Annotated in this window: 16 protein-coding genes and 1 pseudogene; 9 read left to right on the top strand and 8 right to left on the bottom strand. The window is 51.9% G+C overall.

From position 1 onward, the window contains the following. Positions 1-5: 5 nt before the first annotated feature. From IAE55_RS12825 to IAE55_RS12800, 6 genes are all read left to right on the top strand, one after another. The gene (locus IAE55_RS12825) at positions 6-1,346 is read left to right on the top strand and encodes a sugar phosphate nucleotidyltransferase (protein ID WP_200632680.1); all 1,341 of its coding nucleotides are present in this window, start codon (positions 6-8) and stop codon (positions 1,344-1,346) included. Between the two features lie 126 nt (positions 1,347-1,472). Beyond that, positions 1,473-2,042, top strand: coding sequence for a dihydrofolate reductase family protein (locus IAE55_RS12820; RefSeq protein ID WP_200632678.1), 570 nt, complete (start codon positions 1,473-1,475; stop codon positions 2,040-2,042). 83 nt (positions 2,043-2,125) lie between these two features. Beyond that, positions 2,126-2,581 (top strand): GyrI-like domain-containing protein, encoded by a 456-nt coding sequence (locus tag IAE55_RS12815; RefSeq protein ID WP_145164752.1) that lies wholly within the window; start codon positions 2,126-2,128, stop codon positions 2,579-2,581. A gap of 71 nt (positions 2,582-2,652) precedes the next feature. Then, entirely contained in the window at positions 2,653-3,906 is a 1,254-nt protein-coding gene (locus IAE55_RS12810; protein WP_234489503.1) for a sensor histidine kinase, read from the top strand. Continuing rightward, positions 3,893-4,537, top strand: a complete 645-nt coding sequence (locus tag IAE55_RS12805) for a response regulator (protein WP_200632676.1) — start codon at positions 3,893-3,895, stop codon at positions 4,535-4,537. Before IAE55_RS12810 ends, IAE55_RS12805 begins: the two co-directional genes overlap by 14 nt. An 83-nt stretch (positions 4,538-4,620) precedes the next feature. Continuing rightward, positions 4,621-5,463, top strand: a complete 843-nt coding sequence (locus tag IAE55_RS12800) for a CPBP family intramembrane glutamic endopeptidase (RefSeq protein ID WP_105444233.1) — start codon at positions 4,621-4,623, stop codon at positions 5,461-5,463. Positions 5,464-5,542: 79 nt separating this feature from the next. Here IAE55_RS12800 and IAE55_RS12795 read toward each other — a convergent pair. The 6 genes and pseudogenes from IAE55_RS12795 to IAE55_RS12770 form a co-directional block, all read right to left on the bottom strand. Further along, a pseudogene (locus IAE55_RS12795) lies at positions 5,543-6,116 on the bottom strand (YdeI/OmpD-associated family protein). Positions 6,117-6,119: 3 nt separating this feature from the next. After that, a complete protein-coding gene (locus IAE55_RS12790; protein ID WP_200632673.1) occupies positions 6,120-6,584 on the bottom strand; it encodes a VOC family protein in 465 nt (154 codons plus the stop codon). Positions 6,585-6,810: 226 nt separating this feature from the next. After that, entirely contained in the window at positions 6,811-7,179 is a 369-nt protein-coding gene (locus IAE55_RS12785) for a DoxX family protein (protein ID WP_200632671.1), read from the bottom strand. A gap of 37 nt (positions 7,180-7,216) precedes the next feature. Further along, complete coding sequence (locus IAE55_RS12780; RefSeq protein WP_200632669.1) at positions 7,217-7,618, bottom strand: SRPBCC family protein; 402 nt, start codon at positions 7,616-7,618, stop codon at positions 7,217-7,219. Next, complete coding sequence (locus IAE55_RS12775; protein ID WP_200632667.1) at positions 7,615-7,944, bottom strand: ArsR/SmtB family transcription factor; 330 nt, start codon at positions 7,942-7,944, stop codon at positions 7,615-7,617. The genes IAE55_RS12780 and IAE55_RS12775 overlap by 4 nt, the downstream gene beginning before the upstream one ends. A gap of 281 nt (positions 7,945-8,225) precedes the next feature. After that, a complete protein-coding gene (locus IAE55_RS12770; RefSeq protein WP_200632659.1) occupies positions 8,226-9,164 on the bottom strand; it encodes an alpha/beta hydrolase in 939 nt (312 codons plus the stop codon). A gap of 205 nt (positions 9,165-9,369) precedes the next feature. Between IAE55_RS12770 and IAE55_RS12765 the strand changes: the two genes are divergently transcribed. The 3 genes from IAE55_RS12765 (at position 9,370) to IAE55_RS12755 (ending at position 11,329) form a co-directional block, all read left to right on the top strand. Continuing rightward, complete coding sequence (locus IAE55_RS12765) at positions 9,370-9,705, top strand: winged helix-turn-helix transcriptional regulator (RefSeq protein WP_105444226.1); 336 nt, start codon at positions 9,370-9,372, stop codon at positions 9,703-9,705. A gap of 254 nt (positions 9,706-9,959) precedes the next feature. Further along, positions 9,960-10,322: a MerR family transcriptional regulator gene (locus IAE55_RS12760; RefSeq protein WP_145164770.1), complete on the top strand. Its 363-nt coding sequence runs from the start codon at positions 9,960-9,962 to the stop codon at positions 10,320-10,322. A gap of 23 nt (positions 10,323-10,345) precedes the next feature. Next, positions 10,346-11,329, top strand: a complete 984-nt coding sequence (locus tag IAE55_RS12755) for an SDR family NAD(P)-dependent oxidoreductase (protein ID WP_200632950.1) — start codon at positions 10,346-10,348, stop codon at positions 11,327-11,329. 165 nt (positions 11,330-11,494) lie between these two features. On the opposite strand, the gene IAE55_RS12750 is transcribed toward IAE55_RS12755, so the two are convergent. Together IAE55_RS12750 and IAE55_RS12745 are read right to left on the bottom strand one after the other, a co-directional pair. Continuing rightward, positions 11,495-15,097 carry a discoidin domain-containing protein gene (locus IAE55_RS12750; RefSeq protein ID WP_200632657.1) on the bottom strand — a complete coding sequence of 1,201 codons (3,603 nt, stop codon included), beginning with the start codon at positions 15,095-15,097 and terminating at the stop codon, positions 11,495-11,497. 337 nt (positions 15,098-15,434) lie between these two features. Continuing rightward, a complete protein-coding gene (locus IAE55_RS12745; RefSeq protein WP_145948423.1) occupies positions 15,435-16,283 on the bottom strand; it encodes a stalk domain-containing protein in 849 nt (282 codons plus the stop codon). Positions 16,284-16,321 lie beyond the last annotated feature (38 nt).

Genomic DNA, 16,321 nt, shown 5'->3' with positions numbered 1-16,321 from the left:
GAAACATGCGTATTGTACTGTTGTGCGGGGGATCGGGAAAAAGGCTGTGGCCTTTATCCAACGATATACGCTCCAAGGTATTCTTAAGGCTGCTGACCACTGAAGACGGGGTCAAGGAGTCGATGATCGAACGGATCTGCAGACAACTGGACGAGGCGGGGCTGCTCCAATCCACCTGTATCGTCACTCATCACAGTCAAGCAGAGATTACGCGCCGCTATGTCGGCAACAATATCCCGATTATCAGCGAGCCTTTTAAAAGAGGCACGTTCACGGCCGTCGCATTGGCCGCCAGTTATCTTCATGAAAAGCTGCAGGCCGATCCGGACGAAACCATTTGCATCCTTCCGGCGGACACGTACGTCGACACCGCATTCTTCCGGCTGCTGCACCGGTTTCCCGACGTCCTGGGACGCTCCAGGGCGGATCTTGCTCTCCTCGGCACAAAGCCGATGCAGCCTTCGGATCAGTTCGGCTATATCGTCCCGGCTCTGCCCAAGGCGGACGGAGAGTATGCTTTTGTCCGGCGGTTTATCGAAAAGCCAAATATACGCACGGCCCGCCGCCTCATGGCGCATCAGGCGATGTGGAACTGCGGCGTCTTCGCCTTTCCCTTGAGGTTCATGCTGACCTATTTGAAGGACAAGGGCCACCCTGTCCGGATCGCGGAATGGCTGACAAATTACGAACAGCTCCCCGAAGCCAGCTTCGATCGGGAAGTCGTCGAAACGACTGTCCCTGTCGTTGCCATGGAGTACGTGGGGCACTGGACCGATCTGGGCAGCTGGATGGCGCTTACCGGCCATATGAAGGATCGAGCGATCGGACTCGGGCACATATCGGATGATTCCGCGGATACCCATCTCATCAACGAGCTCCCCTACCCCATTGAAATGATTGGTGTCTCTGGGATCATTGCCGCGGCCAGCACCGACGGCATCCTGATCGCAAGCAAGGAGCATGCGCATCGGATCAAGGAACGGCTTGCCCTGGCGCCTCAAATCCCGATGTACGAAGAGAAACGGTGGGGCTCCTGCCGGGTCCTGAGTTACGGGAAAGATACATCCGGCGTGGAGACGATGATCAAGCAGGTGCGACTTGCCGCCGGCAAGTCTACAAGCTATCACATTCATCACCGCCGGCAAGAATTGTTGACCGTGGTGACGGGCAGCGCGGAAGTGATCTTGGAGGAGCAGCGGTACCGCCTGAACGCCGGCGACGTGCTGAAAATTCCGGCCGGCGCCAAGCATGGCATCAAGGCCATTACTCCTCTGGAGCTGGTGGAAGTCCTGCTCGGCTCCGATCTTCCTCAGGAGGATATCACCCGCATTGCTGTGGACTGGTAGAATGGCGTTTCGATTGTGCTGGATTTCTTTTTGCCCGGCATGTCGATGATGGATCATCCTGTTCGTCGCTATTGTATAAGCCGGTAGATCCGGGCAAATACAATACGAATGCGAGGAACATAGAATATGGGAAAAGTGATCGTACAGCAGTTTGTGACTTTGGACGGCGTCATGCAGGCCCCGGGCGACCCGGGTGAATTCGAGCATGGCGGTTGGCAGAAGCCTTATGTTTGCGAGGACCATCTCACTTACATCGTTCAGCAGGCGAACGAGGCTGAGGCACTTCTGCTGGGGAGAAAAACGTACGAGGGATTCGCGGCGGCCTGGCCGTCAGCGGCCGGTATGCGCGGGCTGGCGGACCGGATGAACGCCATGCCGAAGTACGTTGTTTCCTCCACTCTGACGCATGCAGCCTGGAATGCAGCTTTGATTCACGGAGATGTCGCCGATGAGGTCGCCAAGCTGAAAAAGCAATTGACCGGAGACCTGCTGGTCGTCGGGAGCCGGCGTTTGACCCAGACCTTAATGGAGCATCATCTCGTTGACGAATACCGGATTTGGGTTCACCCGGTCGTGCTCGGCTCCGGAGAGCGTCTCTTCCTGGAGGGGGGCCGTCCGTTCTCGCTCGATTTGGCCAGCGTGCAATCGACAAGCGCCGGCGCGGTGATTCTCACCTACCGGTCCAAAATGTCGTAAATTTGCAGTAGGAATTGTGACCGGCCGAACCGAAGTAGTCATCGATCAAACATGATTCTGCGAATAGCGGAAAGAGGAGGCCGATGATGGAGCCAATGGTGGAGCCTGTGATCAAGTCGGAAAGAAAGGCGTTTACCTTGTTCGGATGTTCCAAAGCTCATGATCCGGGCAAGCCGTACAGTGAGACGATTTTCGAATTGTTTGACCAGGTCTGGCATGAAGTACGCAGCAAAGAACTCGCTCACAGGGGGATCAATCACGTCGTCTATGAGCAGGGAAATATGGTGTTTGCGGGAATCGAGCTGGTGTCCCCGCCTGAGGAAAATTCCGTCTTGAAGAAGAAGGACGTCGTACTCGAAAAATACGCCTATGGCAAGCACATCGGGCCTTACAGCGAATTGGACGCAACGTACCGGCGTATTGATGCGCTTGTCCAAGCCGCAGGAGAACACAAAGAGCTTCCCCTGATTGAGGTTTATGGCCACTGGAACGAGGACGAGTCCAAGCTGGAGACGGAAATTTATCACAACCTCATTTGATATCATAATGAAATCAATCTTAGGAGCAGTTTCTCTACTGCTCCTTTTGCTATATAGAAGTTCGGCAGAACATGGTTCTATTGCTGTTTTTGGTCAACTTCCTTGTAATTTTCATGCAAGTTTTTTTAGATTTCCTGTATGATGATGCTATGAAAAAAATATTATCTTTCATGGATTGGGGTATATTCGCTCTTCGTTTATACCATTATATTTTGCTGTTGTCCCGGGTTCTGGCAGTAAGCGAGTTTTCGAACCGGACGTTACTAAACGTGATCTGGCTGAGCATGGCCCTTGTTGCCCCTTTGCTGTTCTGGTTTCCCGGGCGCCGGATGAACAAAGTCTGGTTTTGCATATTGGAGCTATTGCTCGGCGGTTCTTATTATGTGAATTCTGTCATTCATCCGGACCTGACTTCAAAAGCGGACTATTTGCTGCCAAGTCTTACTATCGGGTACTTATTAACCAAGCGAACCCTTTGGATCATTCCCTTACTTGTTTTCATTCCTTTCTCCTTTCAGTCCTCCCTAAAATTATCTTGGGAGCAAACCCTGGGTATCGGAACAGATAATCTGCTGTTCTGCTTCATCGGCATGTGGGCAAGCTCCGTAGCCAGTGCATATGATCAGAAGAATAAACTGGCAGCCGAAGTGGAGCATCAAAATAAGCTCTTAACTCACTACTCGGCCGAGGTCGAGAAAATGACTTTGCTTGAAGAACGCAACCGCATGTCGAAGGAGCTTCATGATACACTAGGGCATTCCTTTATCTCACTCATCCTCAGCCTCGATGCTTCTATTGCCCTGATGGATAGCAAGCCCGCCGAGGCCAAAGACCGGTTAATTCGCTTAAGAGCATTGGCTGAGAACAATCTGGAGGAAATGAGGAACGTCGTGCACGAAATGGGCGAAGAAGAGGAATCCAGTCTGATCCGGCAGGTTGAATCCCTCGCAGCCCGTTTCCGGGAGCATACGGGTACGGCTCTGACCCTGAGTCTGCCGGGGACAGAGCGGTCCATACGTTTCGAAGTACGGCAAGCGGTTCTTCGGGTCATCCAGGAATCCTTTACGAATGCACTAAAACACGGAAAGGCCACCCAACTGCATCTGGAGCTTTCTTTTTCTGAGAACCATCTGCAATTGTCCGCTCGAAATAACGGCACGCCGATCGACAAGCTAGATTATGGCTTCGGCTTGACCACGATGAAGCATCGGGTTGAGCGGTTGGGAGGCAGCTTACAGATAGCATCTGGGGAGGGTACTCCTGTGATCACCGAAGTCAGATGCGAAATCCCGCTGAAAGGAGTCATGCCGCATGGAGAAGATTAAAGTGCTGCTTGCTGATGACCAAGAGTTAATTCTCGAGAGCTTACAAATCGTGCTGTCCATGGAACCGGATTTGGAAATTGTCGGTTTAGCCAGGAATGGGGAAGAAGCCATTAAGGGCTGTGAGCAGTTGATGCCGGATATGATGCTGATGGATGTCAACATGCCGGTCATGGACGGCGTCGCCGCAACGGCCCTGATTAAAGAGCGAATGCCTGCAACCAAAATCATCATGCTGACCTCCTATAAAGAAGTAGAATATGTGTTAGCGGCGTTAAGCCACGGAGCGGAAGGTTATCTGCTCAAAGCCATTCATCCAAAAGATCTGGCTGCAGGTATACGGGTGGTTCAGGCGGGAGGGACTTTAATTTCGCAGGAAATGGCGAGTAAAATGATCAAGAACATGAACAGTACCACCCCTGCGAAACATAATGAATTCGGGCTCACTGCCCGTGAAATCGAAGTGCTGCATAAGCTGGCTGCCGGCCTGCGTAATCAAGAAATTGCCGAGGCATTGTTTCTTAGCGAAGGGACGGTCAAAAATTATATCTCAACGATTTATTCAAAGCTTAATGTGAAAGGACGCCGGGAGGCCGCTCGTAAAGCCCGGGATTCGGGAATGATGGATCGTTAAATGATGACCAAACGGCACTGTCTCTTTATGACTTTTTCAGCCTATACTCATAGCATCAAACAACAGAGGTGGCGATGTAAGACATGAAGAACAAAGTGTCATTTTGGCGTTTTCCAATCGTCTGGATGATTGCGGGGGCTATTGGTATTGTTCTCATAAATATGATATTCCAGCAACTGACAGAGCAAGGAGAGGGGATCGTCTCTCTTATTTTCACACTGGTGATGGGATTTCTGGCCCTCTTGGTTTATAAGCTCACGCTGACATACCTGGCCGGGCGGCCCACACCAGAGATATCAAGAAAGCGCGCAGGGATCGAAAGTGTCCTAGGCATGCTAACCGGGACCATCTTTATCGCAGGGTCCGCTTTTATGATTATTGCTCTGGGAGGTTACTCCTTTCAGTGGGCAAGTTCTGCGGATACGAGTTCCGTTCTAATAGCCTCCATTGAATCAGCGTTAGCAGGAGCCATTGTCGAGGAACTTATCTTTCGCGGACTTATGCTTCAAGCCATTGATAAATTGGGGGGAAAACCGCTCGCACTCGCAGTAACTTCTCTATTCTTTGGAGTTGCCCATCTTGGAAATCCAGGGGCGACATTATGGAGTGGGTTCGCCATAGCCCTCGAAGCAGGTGTTCTCCTTGGATCCGCCTTCTTGTGGCGGCGGAACTTGTGGTTTGCCATAGGACTGCATTTTGCTTGGAATGCCATTGAAGGCCTGCTTGGCATTCCTGTCTCTGGACACCCTGCTACCGGTCTATTTACTGTAAAGGTGCACGGTGCCGCACTTCTCACAGGGGGCAACTTTGGACTTGAGACCTCTATTGTTCCGGTTGTATTCAGTCTTCTGATCTCCATTCCGATGCTGATCGGGACTGCACGGAATCAAAGGATTGACGGCGGAAACCATTCAGTATCAAAGTAAACGGCAGAATTGACCAAATTCTCGATAGAAAAAACTGCCGACACTTTGTCGACAGTCTGGAGCATCCAGATTGGATGACCTAATAATCTAGTAGACGGCCATTATCGTTCCATTGACCGTACATTTTGTTTTCACGCGTATTTGTTATGAATTTGTCCAATCTGCTCTGAAATAATTCGGGCTGATTCTTATAGCTTTGGATCGTGTCGATCCGGACTAGTATAAAGATCTGGAAAAGCCATGAAATTCTCATACACTTGCTTGTCCTCTTGTAACCTTTGCTCTATAACCGGATCGATTCGAAAAGAATCGTAATTCATATCAGGAAGGACCTTTCTCCCTTCGTCTGTCATCAAGCCCAACCTTTCGAGGCGGCGGACACGCTCTTTATTCAATTCAGTCCATGAGCTTTTTTTGCTTCGAGGGGACAGTCTCTGAGCCAGCTCCGTCTCAGATATTTTCTTCTTGACTCCATCGATCCATCCAAAGCACAAAGCCTCCTCGACCGCGTCCAAATATAAGAGCGTATCCGATTGGGGCGTCATACGAACCAAGACCCAACAAGATTTTTCAGTCTTGCTATTTTCCTGCAGCCAAGCCCTTAATGCTTCTCTCGATATGACCGGAATTAAGCGATCTACTTCTCTCAGCATGAGTTACTGTTTCTTGGAGATTACGTTATCAAGAAACTGATCTGCGTCGCTATTAAATTTCCAGCAAACTCCGAACTTATCGACCAGCATTCCGAAGCACGAAGACCACGGCGTATTGGATAACGGCATGATGACATAACCGCCCTCGGACAAATTAGAAAAGTAATTTTCCAACGTCTGTTGATCCTCATTAACGATACTAATCAGTATATTGTTGCCTTTAACCAACTCGCCCATTACATTCTTCATTGAAGGCAAAATATCCGACATCATGATTTTCCCGCCTGCAAATGCTATTGAAGACTCCATGACCATGTTTAGTTCATTTTCCGGCAACGGATAGTTTGGATCCTGCGGGAAATCCTTAAATTTCACTTTTTTTACTTCAGTTGCGTTTAAAGCTTTCACATAAAAATCAATCGCTTGTTCAGCAACTCCATCAAAATTTAAATAGACTACAGCTGACATATAGTAAAACCTCCTTCTTGTGATAAATGTAGTATATTGAATAAGAGGTGACAGCTGTATGTCACCATTTATAAATAAAGTACATGCCTCCGAAATGGGCCTATCCAACTGCCGTTTTGCGATCGGGAGGTTGGAGTTGCATTGGTGTGGGTTTATATTGCAAAAAAGCTCCACATGTTCACCGCGAACATGTGGAGCCTTTTATTCCTGGATGCAGCTGGATTGATTATGCAAAAGGCTGGAGCATTTGGCCGGCATTCGCAAGAATCAGGGCAATATTCAGTACGGCAAAGAACAAAGCCGGCGCCGTTTTGCCAATCGGATCTTTCGTGCGGATATGCACCAGGCTTGCCACCAGCATCGTCACACCAAGCCACACTCCCGCCCATGCGACCAGTCCGGTATACCAGTAGCCGGCGATCAGCACGGCCGCACCTGCCAGTTGAACCAGCCCCGTGACCTTAAGGAACCATTGCGGCAGGTGAAGGTGTTCGAACATGTCCGCCCAGTACTTAGCCCCTATCATTTTTGCGGTACCCGAAAAGAGGTAGTAAACAATCAGCAAAGATTGAAGAACGATAGTAAAAATGGCCATTTCGATCTCCTCCTATTCGATCACAACATCATTTGGATTACAGCTCAGCCAATACCACTTCAAGCTGATCGGCCATCTTGACCCAACCGAGTCTGGCTCCGTTATACGACAAGCTCTCGCTTTGAAATCCGGTATGCTCAAGATGAAGGTGGGTTGCACCATTGGATGAATGGAGCGTCCATGTAACGACTGTACTTACTCCCGCGGTTACCCAGGTGTAGGATAGGCGGTGAGGTTCTTCCACGACCAGCACTTCTGAATCGACGACTCCATCCCATACTTTCGACGGTTTGGCCCGGAATTGAAAGTGATGGCCGACAACCGGCTTAAAGTCGTTGTCCATCACCCATTTCGCAAGCATGTTGGAATCAGTCAATGCAAGCCATACTTTCTCAATCGGGCTATCGAATTGAAAATCCAGCTTCACTTCCGGTTTCATTCCTCTTCCTCCTTCAACAATTGACTCAGCTTAGCCGATCCTTGGTTCCAAAAAGCCGTGTGAAAAGTGACCCAATCTTCAATTTCTCTCAGAGGCTCTGCGTTCAATCGATACCTTGTTTCCCGCCCGGCCTTGCGCTGCCTGACCAGATCGGCGGCTTTGAGGATCGCCAGATGTTTGGAAATGGCTGTCCGCCCCATCTCGAAATGCATCGTTAATTCGTGTAAAGGCAATTCATCCGCCTCGGCCAGCAATCTAAGCAATTTGCGCCGCGTCGGATCGGCAACCGCGGCATATACATCCCTCGCTTCATGTTGTTCATCCATTCCCATCATCCCTATTCTGGTCGATGATAGGACACCAACTGGTGTCTTATGAGTTCATAATAAGACACCCGTTGGTGTCATGTCAAGCCATAATTCGGAATAAAGTTTGGATGGCTTGTCACCGAACATTTGGGCCTCTGTATACGCCAGGCATGATGCAGTAAAAAGTTTAAGGCATCCCTTAAGGATGCCCCAATGCTGATATATTGAAGTTTTACGGATCAACTGAATATACATTTACCGGTTCGGCTTTATTCTCGCACACTTTATATTGCTATCTCTCAGCCTCTCTCCTGTCCATGCAAAGCCTTCCGCAGTGCACTTACGGCATGCTGCACCGCTTGTCTTCCTTGGTCATAACCACCGGTCTGAAGCATGAAGCCGTGGACCATGCCGTCATAGCGCTTCGCTTCCACGGGAATGCCGGCGGCTTGTAATTTCGCTGCATAAGCCTCCCCGTCATCGCGCAGCGGATCAAATTCGGACGTGATTACGAGAGCAGGCGGAAGGCTGCTGAAATCGGCAGCCAATAACGGCGAAGCGTAGGGGTTCCTTCCGTCCTGCTCCTCCGCCAGGTATTGGCCCCAGAACCACCGCATCGTGTCCGTAGTCAGGCCGTACCCTTCGGCGTTGTCACGGTAAGAATCCGTATCGAACGCGTAGTGGGTCGCCGGATTGAACAACAGCTGAAACTTGATGAAGGACAACCCTTGGTCCCTTGCCATCAAGGTTACGGCAGCGGCCAAATTTCCGCCCGCGCTGTCTCCGCCGACCGCAATCCGGTTGGGATCCGCTTCTAGCGAAACGGCATTCTCCGCAACCCAGGCAGCAGCCGCATAGGCGTCTTCGATGGCAGCGGGAAACCGATGCTCCGGTGCCAAACGGTAATCTACCGAGACCACGATAACGTTTGCCCCATTGGCCAACTGCCGGCATAACACATCTGCTGCATCCAGGTTCCCGACGACCCAGCCGCCTCCATGATAATAGATGAGAACAGGGAGCGGGTATTTGCTTTGAGGACGATATACCCGAACCGGTATGAGACCGGCCGGACCCGGGATCTTTCGATTGTCGACATTCCATACTTCTTCCGGCTGGGCGGCCATGGAGCTTAAGTTGACGGTTCTGGCACTCTCCACGGATAGCGTGTGAAGAGGCGGGACCCCTTGTTTCTTCATATTTTCCAACACAACTTGAACTTGAGGGTCAAGCGGCATGACGGTTCCTCCTTAGGGATCAAATATAATGGATACGAGTCTTCTTATACCCGAAATAAACAACCATTCACGAGCAGCGTCTTTCGGTAAGACAGCTACCATTCCGGTCAAAATGAAGTATACTGAATGGAGAATAACCTTGTAAGTACGCACTTTTGCGTGACATAGTACCCATTTGGTAACTTCATGGGACGGATTGGATGTGATGGATATGGGCGGTTGCCCGGTAGAGGCAACATTGTCCGTGGTTGGAGGAAAGTGGAAGGCTGTGATCCTATGGCGTTTGGTTGGTGGGACCAAGCGCTTTAACGAACTCCAGCGTTCGATTTCACAAATTACCCGTAAAATGTTAACGGAACAGCTTCGGGAACTGGAGCAGGATAACCTCATTATTAGAACCGTCTATCCGGAAGTTCCGCCGAAAGTCGAGTACTCGCTAAGCGAATACGGCAGGACGTTTATTCCTGTTTTGGATGCCATGGCCCAGTGGGGATTGGTCCATCGGGAACTCGTGTCTGACCCCGGCCGCTCTACGACTTAGATTACCATTCTAAAACAAAAACCATAGCTCGATTAGGAGAAAGCGCAGGAAAGCTGACATTCAAACGCCTCCAAACACCAAAAAGCAGTCCGCCATTACCGGCGGACTGCTTTTCTTTATTTTTATGTCATTTACGCGCCAATCCAAACATTCGGTTAATCCAAATAAAGGAAGTTACAGACGCTTGACTTGGAGTTCACTCCAAGGGCTATCCTATAGCTGTCCGGACGACAAAGGAGATGAAAGGAGAAGGCATGTCGCGACAATATTCCATTTCCGAAATAGCTGAAAAAACCGGTTTGACTCCCGATACCCTTCGGTATTATGAAAAGATTGGACTGATTCCGTCCCCCGAACGCGGACCGGGTGGGTCCCGTTTATATAGCCAGGAAGACATCGGCAAAATTCATTTTCTACTGCATCTCAAAAATACCGAGATGCCGCTTAAAAACATTCAGGAGTACATTCGGGCGTATGACGACCAGGATGAGGAGCTGTGCTATCGGCTGCTTGACGAGCACCGGATCCGCATTGAAGCCCAGATGGCCGCATTGAACGAAACGCTCATGCTCGTCAAGTATAAGCTGGATCATTTTCAGGAAATTAAAGACGGTTGAACGAAAGGAAGATCACTTTGAACATGCAGAAAACTCCCCAAACACCGATCGGGTCCGGATTTGGACCCCGCACTACAGCCATGGAAGCACTCGGACAAGCCGATTTGACCGGACAAACGGCAGTCATTACCGGCGGACATTCCGGACTGGGTCTGGAAACGGCAAGAGTGCTCGCGAAAGCGGGGGCCAAGGTCATTGTCCCGGCCCGATCCCTTTCAGCTGCTCAAGCGGCCATTGCCTCCATCCCAGGCGCAGAGGCGGAGCTGCTGGATTTAACCGATCCGCAGTCCATCGATTCGTTTGCGGAGCGGTTGATCCGTTCCGGACGGCCGATTCATATGCTGATCCACAGCGCCGGAATTATGGCCGTACCCCAGCAGTATGACAGCCGGGGCAACGAGCTTCACTTTTCCACGAACTATTTGGGCCCTTTCCAGCTTACAGTGCGGCTGTGGCCGGCACTCCGGCTGGCCGGTGGTGCGCGCGTGGTCGTGGTATCTTCCCGTGCTCACCAGTTCAGTCCGGTAGTGTTCGAAGACATCCACTACAAGGAGCGCAGCTATGACAAATGGTCTGCCTATGGGCAGTCCAAAACGGCGGATGCCCTGTTCGCGGTGGAACTGGACCGGAGAGCACAGGCCTATGGTGTCCGGGCATTTTCGGTGCACCCGGGTTCGATTGTCACCTCGTTAGCCCGGCATCTGTCGGATGACGAACTGATGACCATGGGCGCGATTAACGAGCAGGGGCAACGGCAATATACCGAATACGACAGTGAGCGGAAGACCGTGCAGGAAGGGGCGGCCACCATCGTATGGTGTGCAGCCAGCCGTCAGCTGGACGGTATGGGAGGCGTATACTGTGAAAACGTTGACGTCTCTCCGCTCATTGATGAGGATCAGATCGGCATTGCCGGCGTGCATCCAAGCGCCGTTGATGCGAAAGCCGCTGAACGTCTTTGGAGCGTTGGCGAAGCACTGACAGGCATTCATTTTGACATTTCATAAGCTAAGCGGAGGGTAAGAAATAACGCTCAACTTGTCCCACGAATAAAAATCCTGAACCGGCAAGGTTCAGGATTTTTATTTTTTGAGACGAACATCATACTATCGTATGCAGTTTTAGCGTAGGGAGATGCGAAGCAGCTGACCGAAAGCGGCTGCCTCACATCATTACTTAGAGGGCACTACGTTATAACCGACAGGCTCGGCCGTATTGCCCGCCCGATCCGATGCCGTGACTTCGATCCTGTTCATGCCCGGCTGAAGGTCGATATCCGCGCTGAACGTCAGGTCATCCTTCACGTCGGCCTGTACTCCATTCACGAGAACAATGCCGGGCTCGCTGATTTTACCCGTAACACGCAGCGTTCCCTTTTCCACATTGTAGTGATTGCCCGTCAATTTCCCCGGTTCATCCAGCACGATGGTCGGCGAAGCCGTATCCAGTACAGTAATGCGGGCGGTCGCGGTATATTCGCCGCCGGCGGCTGCAGCCGTGATTACCGCAGTCCCCGGACTTTTGGCCGTAACCTTACCGGTGTCGCTCACTTCCGCTATGCCGGTGTCGCTCGATGTCCACTTGATCGTCGTATCTCCCGCATCCACCGGTGTAACGACCGCAGTGAGCTGCGCAGTTTCGCCTTCCTTTAACTCTACTTGTTCCGGTGTTACGTTGATGCCGGTTACGTGCGGCTGATCCGTCTTCACAGACACCACATCTGATGGAGCGGATTCCCCGGCTGCGTTGACCGCTTTGACGATGTAGAAATATTCCGTCGAAGCCGACAGGCCGGTGTCGGTATGCGTCGTACTAGACAGTACCTCGTCGTTAAGTTTGACAAATTCGCCGTCGGCCTTATCGGACCGGTAGACGCTGTACCCTTCCGCCTGCTCTACCGCGTTCCAGTTCAAATCAATCGCGCTGTCACCTGCCGCCTTAGCCGTCAGGTTAGCCGGAGGCGCAGGGACCGAATCTTCATGAACGGGTTCTCCATACACCTTGAATTCGTAGCTGGAAGCACTTCCTCCGCTGTAGTTGGATCCCGTCACCGTTACGCGGAGATAGCGGAACGCCGCATCGAGGGTATCCGTCGTCAAGCCCTGCGTTTTATTGTCCGTTCTGTCCAGGAGGGTCGTGTACGTGACATCGTCATTGCTGCCTTCAATTTTGTACTGGTAGTATCTCGGGTAGGTTGCACTGTTGTACCAGTAGCTCTCAAGTTTCGTGATATGCATGATGTCGCCAAGGTCGACTTTCCACCACTGCGGGTAGGAATTCGTGACGGCCGCCCAGCGCGTACCGGCTTTGCCATCATTCGCGTACTCGATATTGTTCCCTGTTTGGAATGAGCTTGCTGTTGCCGTCTTGCCTTCCGAAATGACCCCCGACGTCGTCGTGGCTTGGACCGGCAGGCTCCACAGGCTCGATCCCGAGCTGCTGCGGGCTCTTACTTGATACGTATGCGTCGAGCTCGCATCAAGCCCCGTATGCTTGTATGGGCTGCTTACTCCGCTGATCAGCGCGCCATCCACGAACAGATCATAGCTTGCTGCCCCATTAGCATCGTTCCAGGTGACGTCGATTTGGGACTGGCCCGCTGCCTTGGCGGTCAGCCCAGTCGGTGCAGCCAATCCTGCAGCCGTCGGCGTAATAGTCAGCACCTGAGCATTGGAGGTATCGAACTTGATCCCCTGGATGGACGCTTGACCCGACACGTATTCAACAGCACGGTCGCTGGCCCGGTTGACCAGCCGGTACTTGGTGATCCCGGTTAAGCTCGTATTCGTTGCGGCCTCGATATCCGACGCCGAAGAATCCGGGGATAGGTCAGCCGGCTTCGCGTTGCCGACCGGAAGAAGATACCACTGATCGCTTCCGGCCGCGGCGCCGTTTCCGCCGTTGCCGTTCGGATCGGCATTCGGATCCGCAAGCCCTGTGGTGACTGCAGCGCCCATCGCCCGTGTCTGCGCCGGCGTCGATCCGGATACCTTCAAATAATTTCCGGTCTCCACATTTTGCAATCGGTAGAAGCCGCTGTTCTTCGACGGGTCGAATTCGTCAGGTACGGGAACGAACTGCCACTGGCTCGCCGTGCCGTCCTTAAGGTCGCTGCCTCCGATAGAGACCGTGTATGAGGACAGCGGGGAGATATCCGTTCCATCGTTGTCCTTCGGCGGATTGTAAGAAGAATAGTAGGCATGGCCGGCATCGGGTTCGGGCAGGGAGTAACTGATCTGCTTGCCGGACAAGTCGGAGATCGCCCGGAACGAATAGCCGCTGACTTGTTGGTTCGTCAGGCTTCCGGAATCGATCTGGGACATATAGCTCCCCACCGTGGCAGGCAGCTTGCCGACGAGGCTGAAGGTGTCCGGCTTGCCGAGATCGTCGGTCTCGTAGACGTAGCCGTCATAACCGACAGAGCGGTATTTGCCGCTGTACACGTTATAAGAAAAGGCGTTCTCGTACTGCGTATTGACCGGAACAAAAAGCCGTTCCGTCACGGTATCTTTAAAGATCGGATTGCCTGCGCTGACTTTGACCGAGGTCACATAGCCGGTAGCGTTGTTCTCCTGCTTGATCCATACCGCGCCGCTCTCGACATAGACCGTTACCGTTGCATCCAGTGCGGGATCGGAGTACGTCACCGAAGGGACACTGCCGCCAGGACCGGTGATCGTTCCGCTCACCGTATTCGCCGTATATGTGCTGCCTGCCGGGTCTTTGAAGGTGAAATCACCGCTGCTCGGCACTTTCATATAGCCGATATCGAGCGAAGAGTTATCCATCCCGATGCCGGTCAGCCTCAGGTCATCCGTCTCTGGCGTATAGTTGACCGTGAGGTTATGATCGCTGCCTGCCCCCATCGGACTTCCAATCCATCCGGCATACCCTTTTAGAGCAGAGCGCGTCCACGTGCCGTTGTACCATACGTCCCACGAGCCCTCAGCCATCTTTGCGCTGATTGGCGAGCGGGCGAGGTGGAAGTAGGTGAGGACATTGCTGTAGCCCGTTTTCCAATTAATATGGTTGTTGTATAAAACGTAAAAATAACCGTTGACGTTATCGACGAAGAAGCGCGTCCCGGCCACCCCGTACGACCAGGTCTTCCCCGGAAAACCGCTCGCGGTGACCGCTTCGTCACTGTCGTTCCACGGCGAGGTTGCCACCTGTCCGATCAGGTTCCATGTCTTTCCTTTATCGGTCGAGTACATGGAGAGAACGCGGTTGTTGTGCACGCCCGTGGCGATCCGCTGGTTATTCGTCGGGTTCCCGGTAGCAAATGGATTAAATTGATACTCATCATTGGTGAGCGAGTACCAGTAACCGGTATCCGGATCGACCCAAATGCCGATACCGTCGTTGTGATCATCCTGATAAGGCGTCGGAATGCCGTTCGTTTCGTCGATTTTGTAATTGATCGTCCCCGGCCGGTTCCAGTAAGAATTATAAGTCACAGGGGTGCCCCAATTCGTGTTCAGCTTGCCCAGGTCCGTGCTGGTGTTGTACTTGATCCAGGATCCCCCGTTGTCCGCCTGCTCATAGTTGGAGACGGAATACATCCAGTGAAACTCCCCGTCCTGATCCACAAACGCGGTGCCGGCGATATCGGCTGTACCGGAGGTGAGGCTGGGGACAGCGTGCTGAACGAAGGTCGGGAATTTCTCCGCGGCTGCGCTGGCCGGCTGCATTCCGAACGGAACCGTACCGGCAGCCAGCACGATAGCGGGAATAGCTCTAAGCACCGCGAGCTTTGCTTTCCATCTTTTACGCATCAAATCGAATAACCTCCTGTCTAGGTATCGTACACACATCCTCCCCGTCCCGGGAGACTTCCCCACCTCCTGTTGGCGCAAGATGACCTCGACTTTTGCCCATGCTTTGAATGCTGTTTAAGCAGTCAGAACCTTTCGCCAATGAATAAAGCGCTTTCAAAAATAGTCTAAAGCGGTGCAGCCTGCAGCGTACACTTCCGTTTTTTCACATAGGCAGTACTTTCGTAAGAAACACCCTTGGGAATTAAATATCGTTCATGCAACTTAATAATTGTCGGAGGAACATGATCACGCAAAAAAGCCACCCTTTGCAGGATGGCCCTATGCTTGCTTCTGTTTATGCAACCGTATTGCTGATTACCTTCAAAAATCCGTTCTTTCCGGCCGCATCCACCAACGATTGAATGGAGTCTCTTGCCGCTCCGCTGAACAGGTACCATTGATCCTCGGTAGCATCATACAAGAGAACTTCCGGGTAGCCGGTCAACAGCTCATCGGGAAAAGCGTGAAGGAGAGAATAGACATCAAACCGCTGCACGCTGCTCCCTTTCTCATCCAGAAAATCGTACTGCGCATTTTTGTAATACGACCCGGGCACGTCGATGTTTACCATCCACGAGTAACTGGCGGGGGCATCGACTTTGGCGCCTTTGTTACGCACAAAAGCATCATAAATGGCTGCGTTATACGCATTTCCTTTTAACTGCTGTACGACGCCGCCCATCGTCATGTGGTATTCTTCCTGCAGTGCTTTTACTTTCACGTTGTGAATGACGAGTGGCGCCGTTTCGACGGTAACCTTCGAATTGCTGTAATTCACTTTACAGCCGAACGTTTCGGCGATAAAACGGAGCGGAACCATCACGCGATTGTTCTTGATGTACGGCTTGACATCCAGCTGCACCGCTTCACCATTTTTCATGGCCGCCGTGCTGTTCGTTTGCAGCGTCACTTTCATGCTGCTTTTGGTAAGCGTCACTTTCGAATTCGACCAATCGACCTTGGCCCCCAAATTCTCACTGACCACGCGCAAAGGCACCATCGTACGCTTGTTTTTCGTCTCCGGCTTCACATCGGACGCCACCGCGACGCCGTCAATTTGGATGGGATGGTTCGCTGCATAAGCAGGCGACGATGCGATCGCAAGAATGAATGCAAAAATGATGCTTGGGATGATCTTCTTCATGTTTTGTCATCGCTCCTTCTATAAGTTTCTATCTTATC

This window comes from Paenibacillus sp. S28 (assembly GCF_016624415.1).
Classification (GTDB): Bacteria; Bacillota; Bacilli; order Paenibacillales; family Paenibacillaceae; genus Paenibacillus_AQ; species Paenibacillus_AQ favisporus.
Note: the sequence above shows the minus strand (reverse complement) of the source record. Positions and strands in the feature narration are given on the sequence as shown.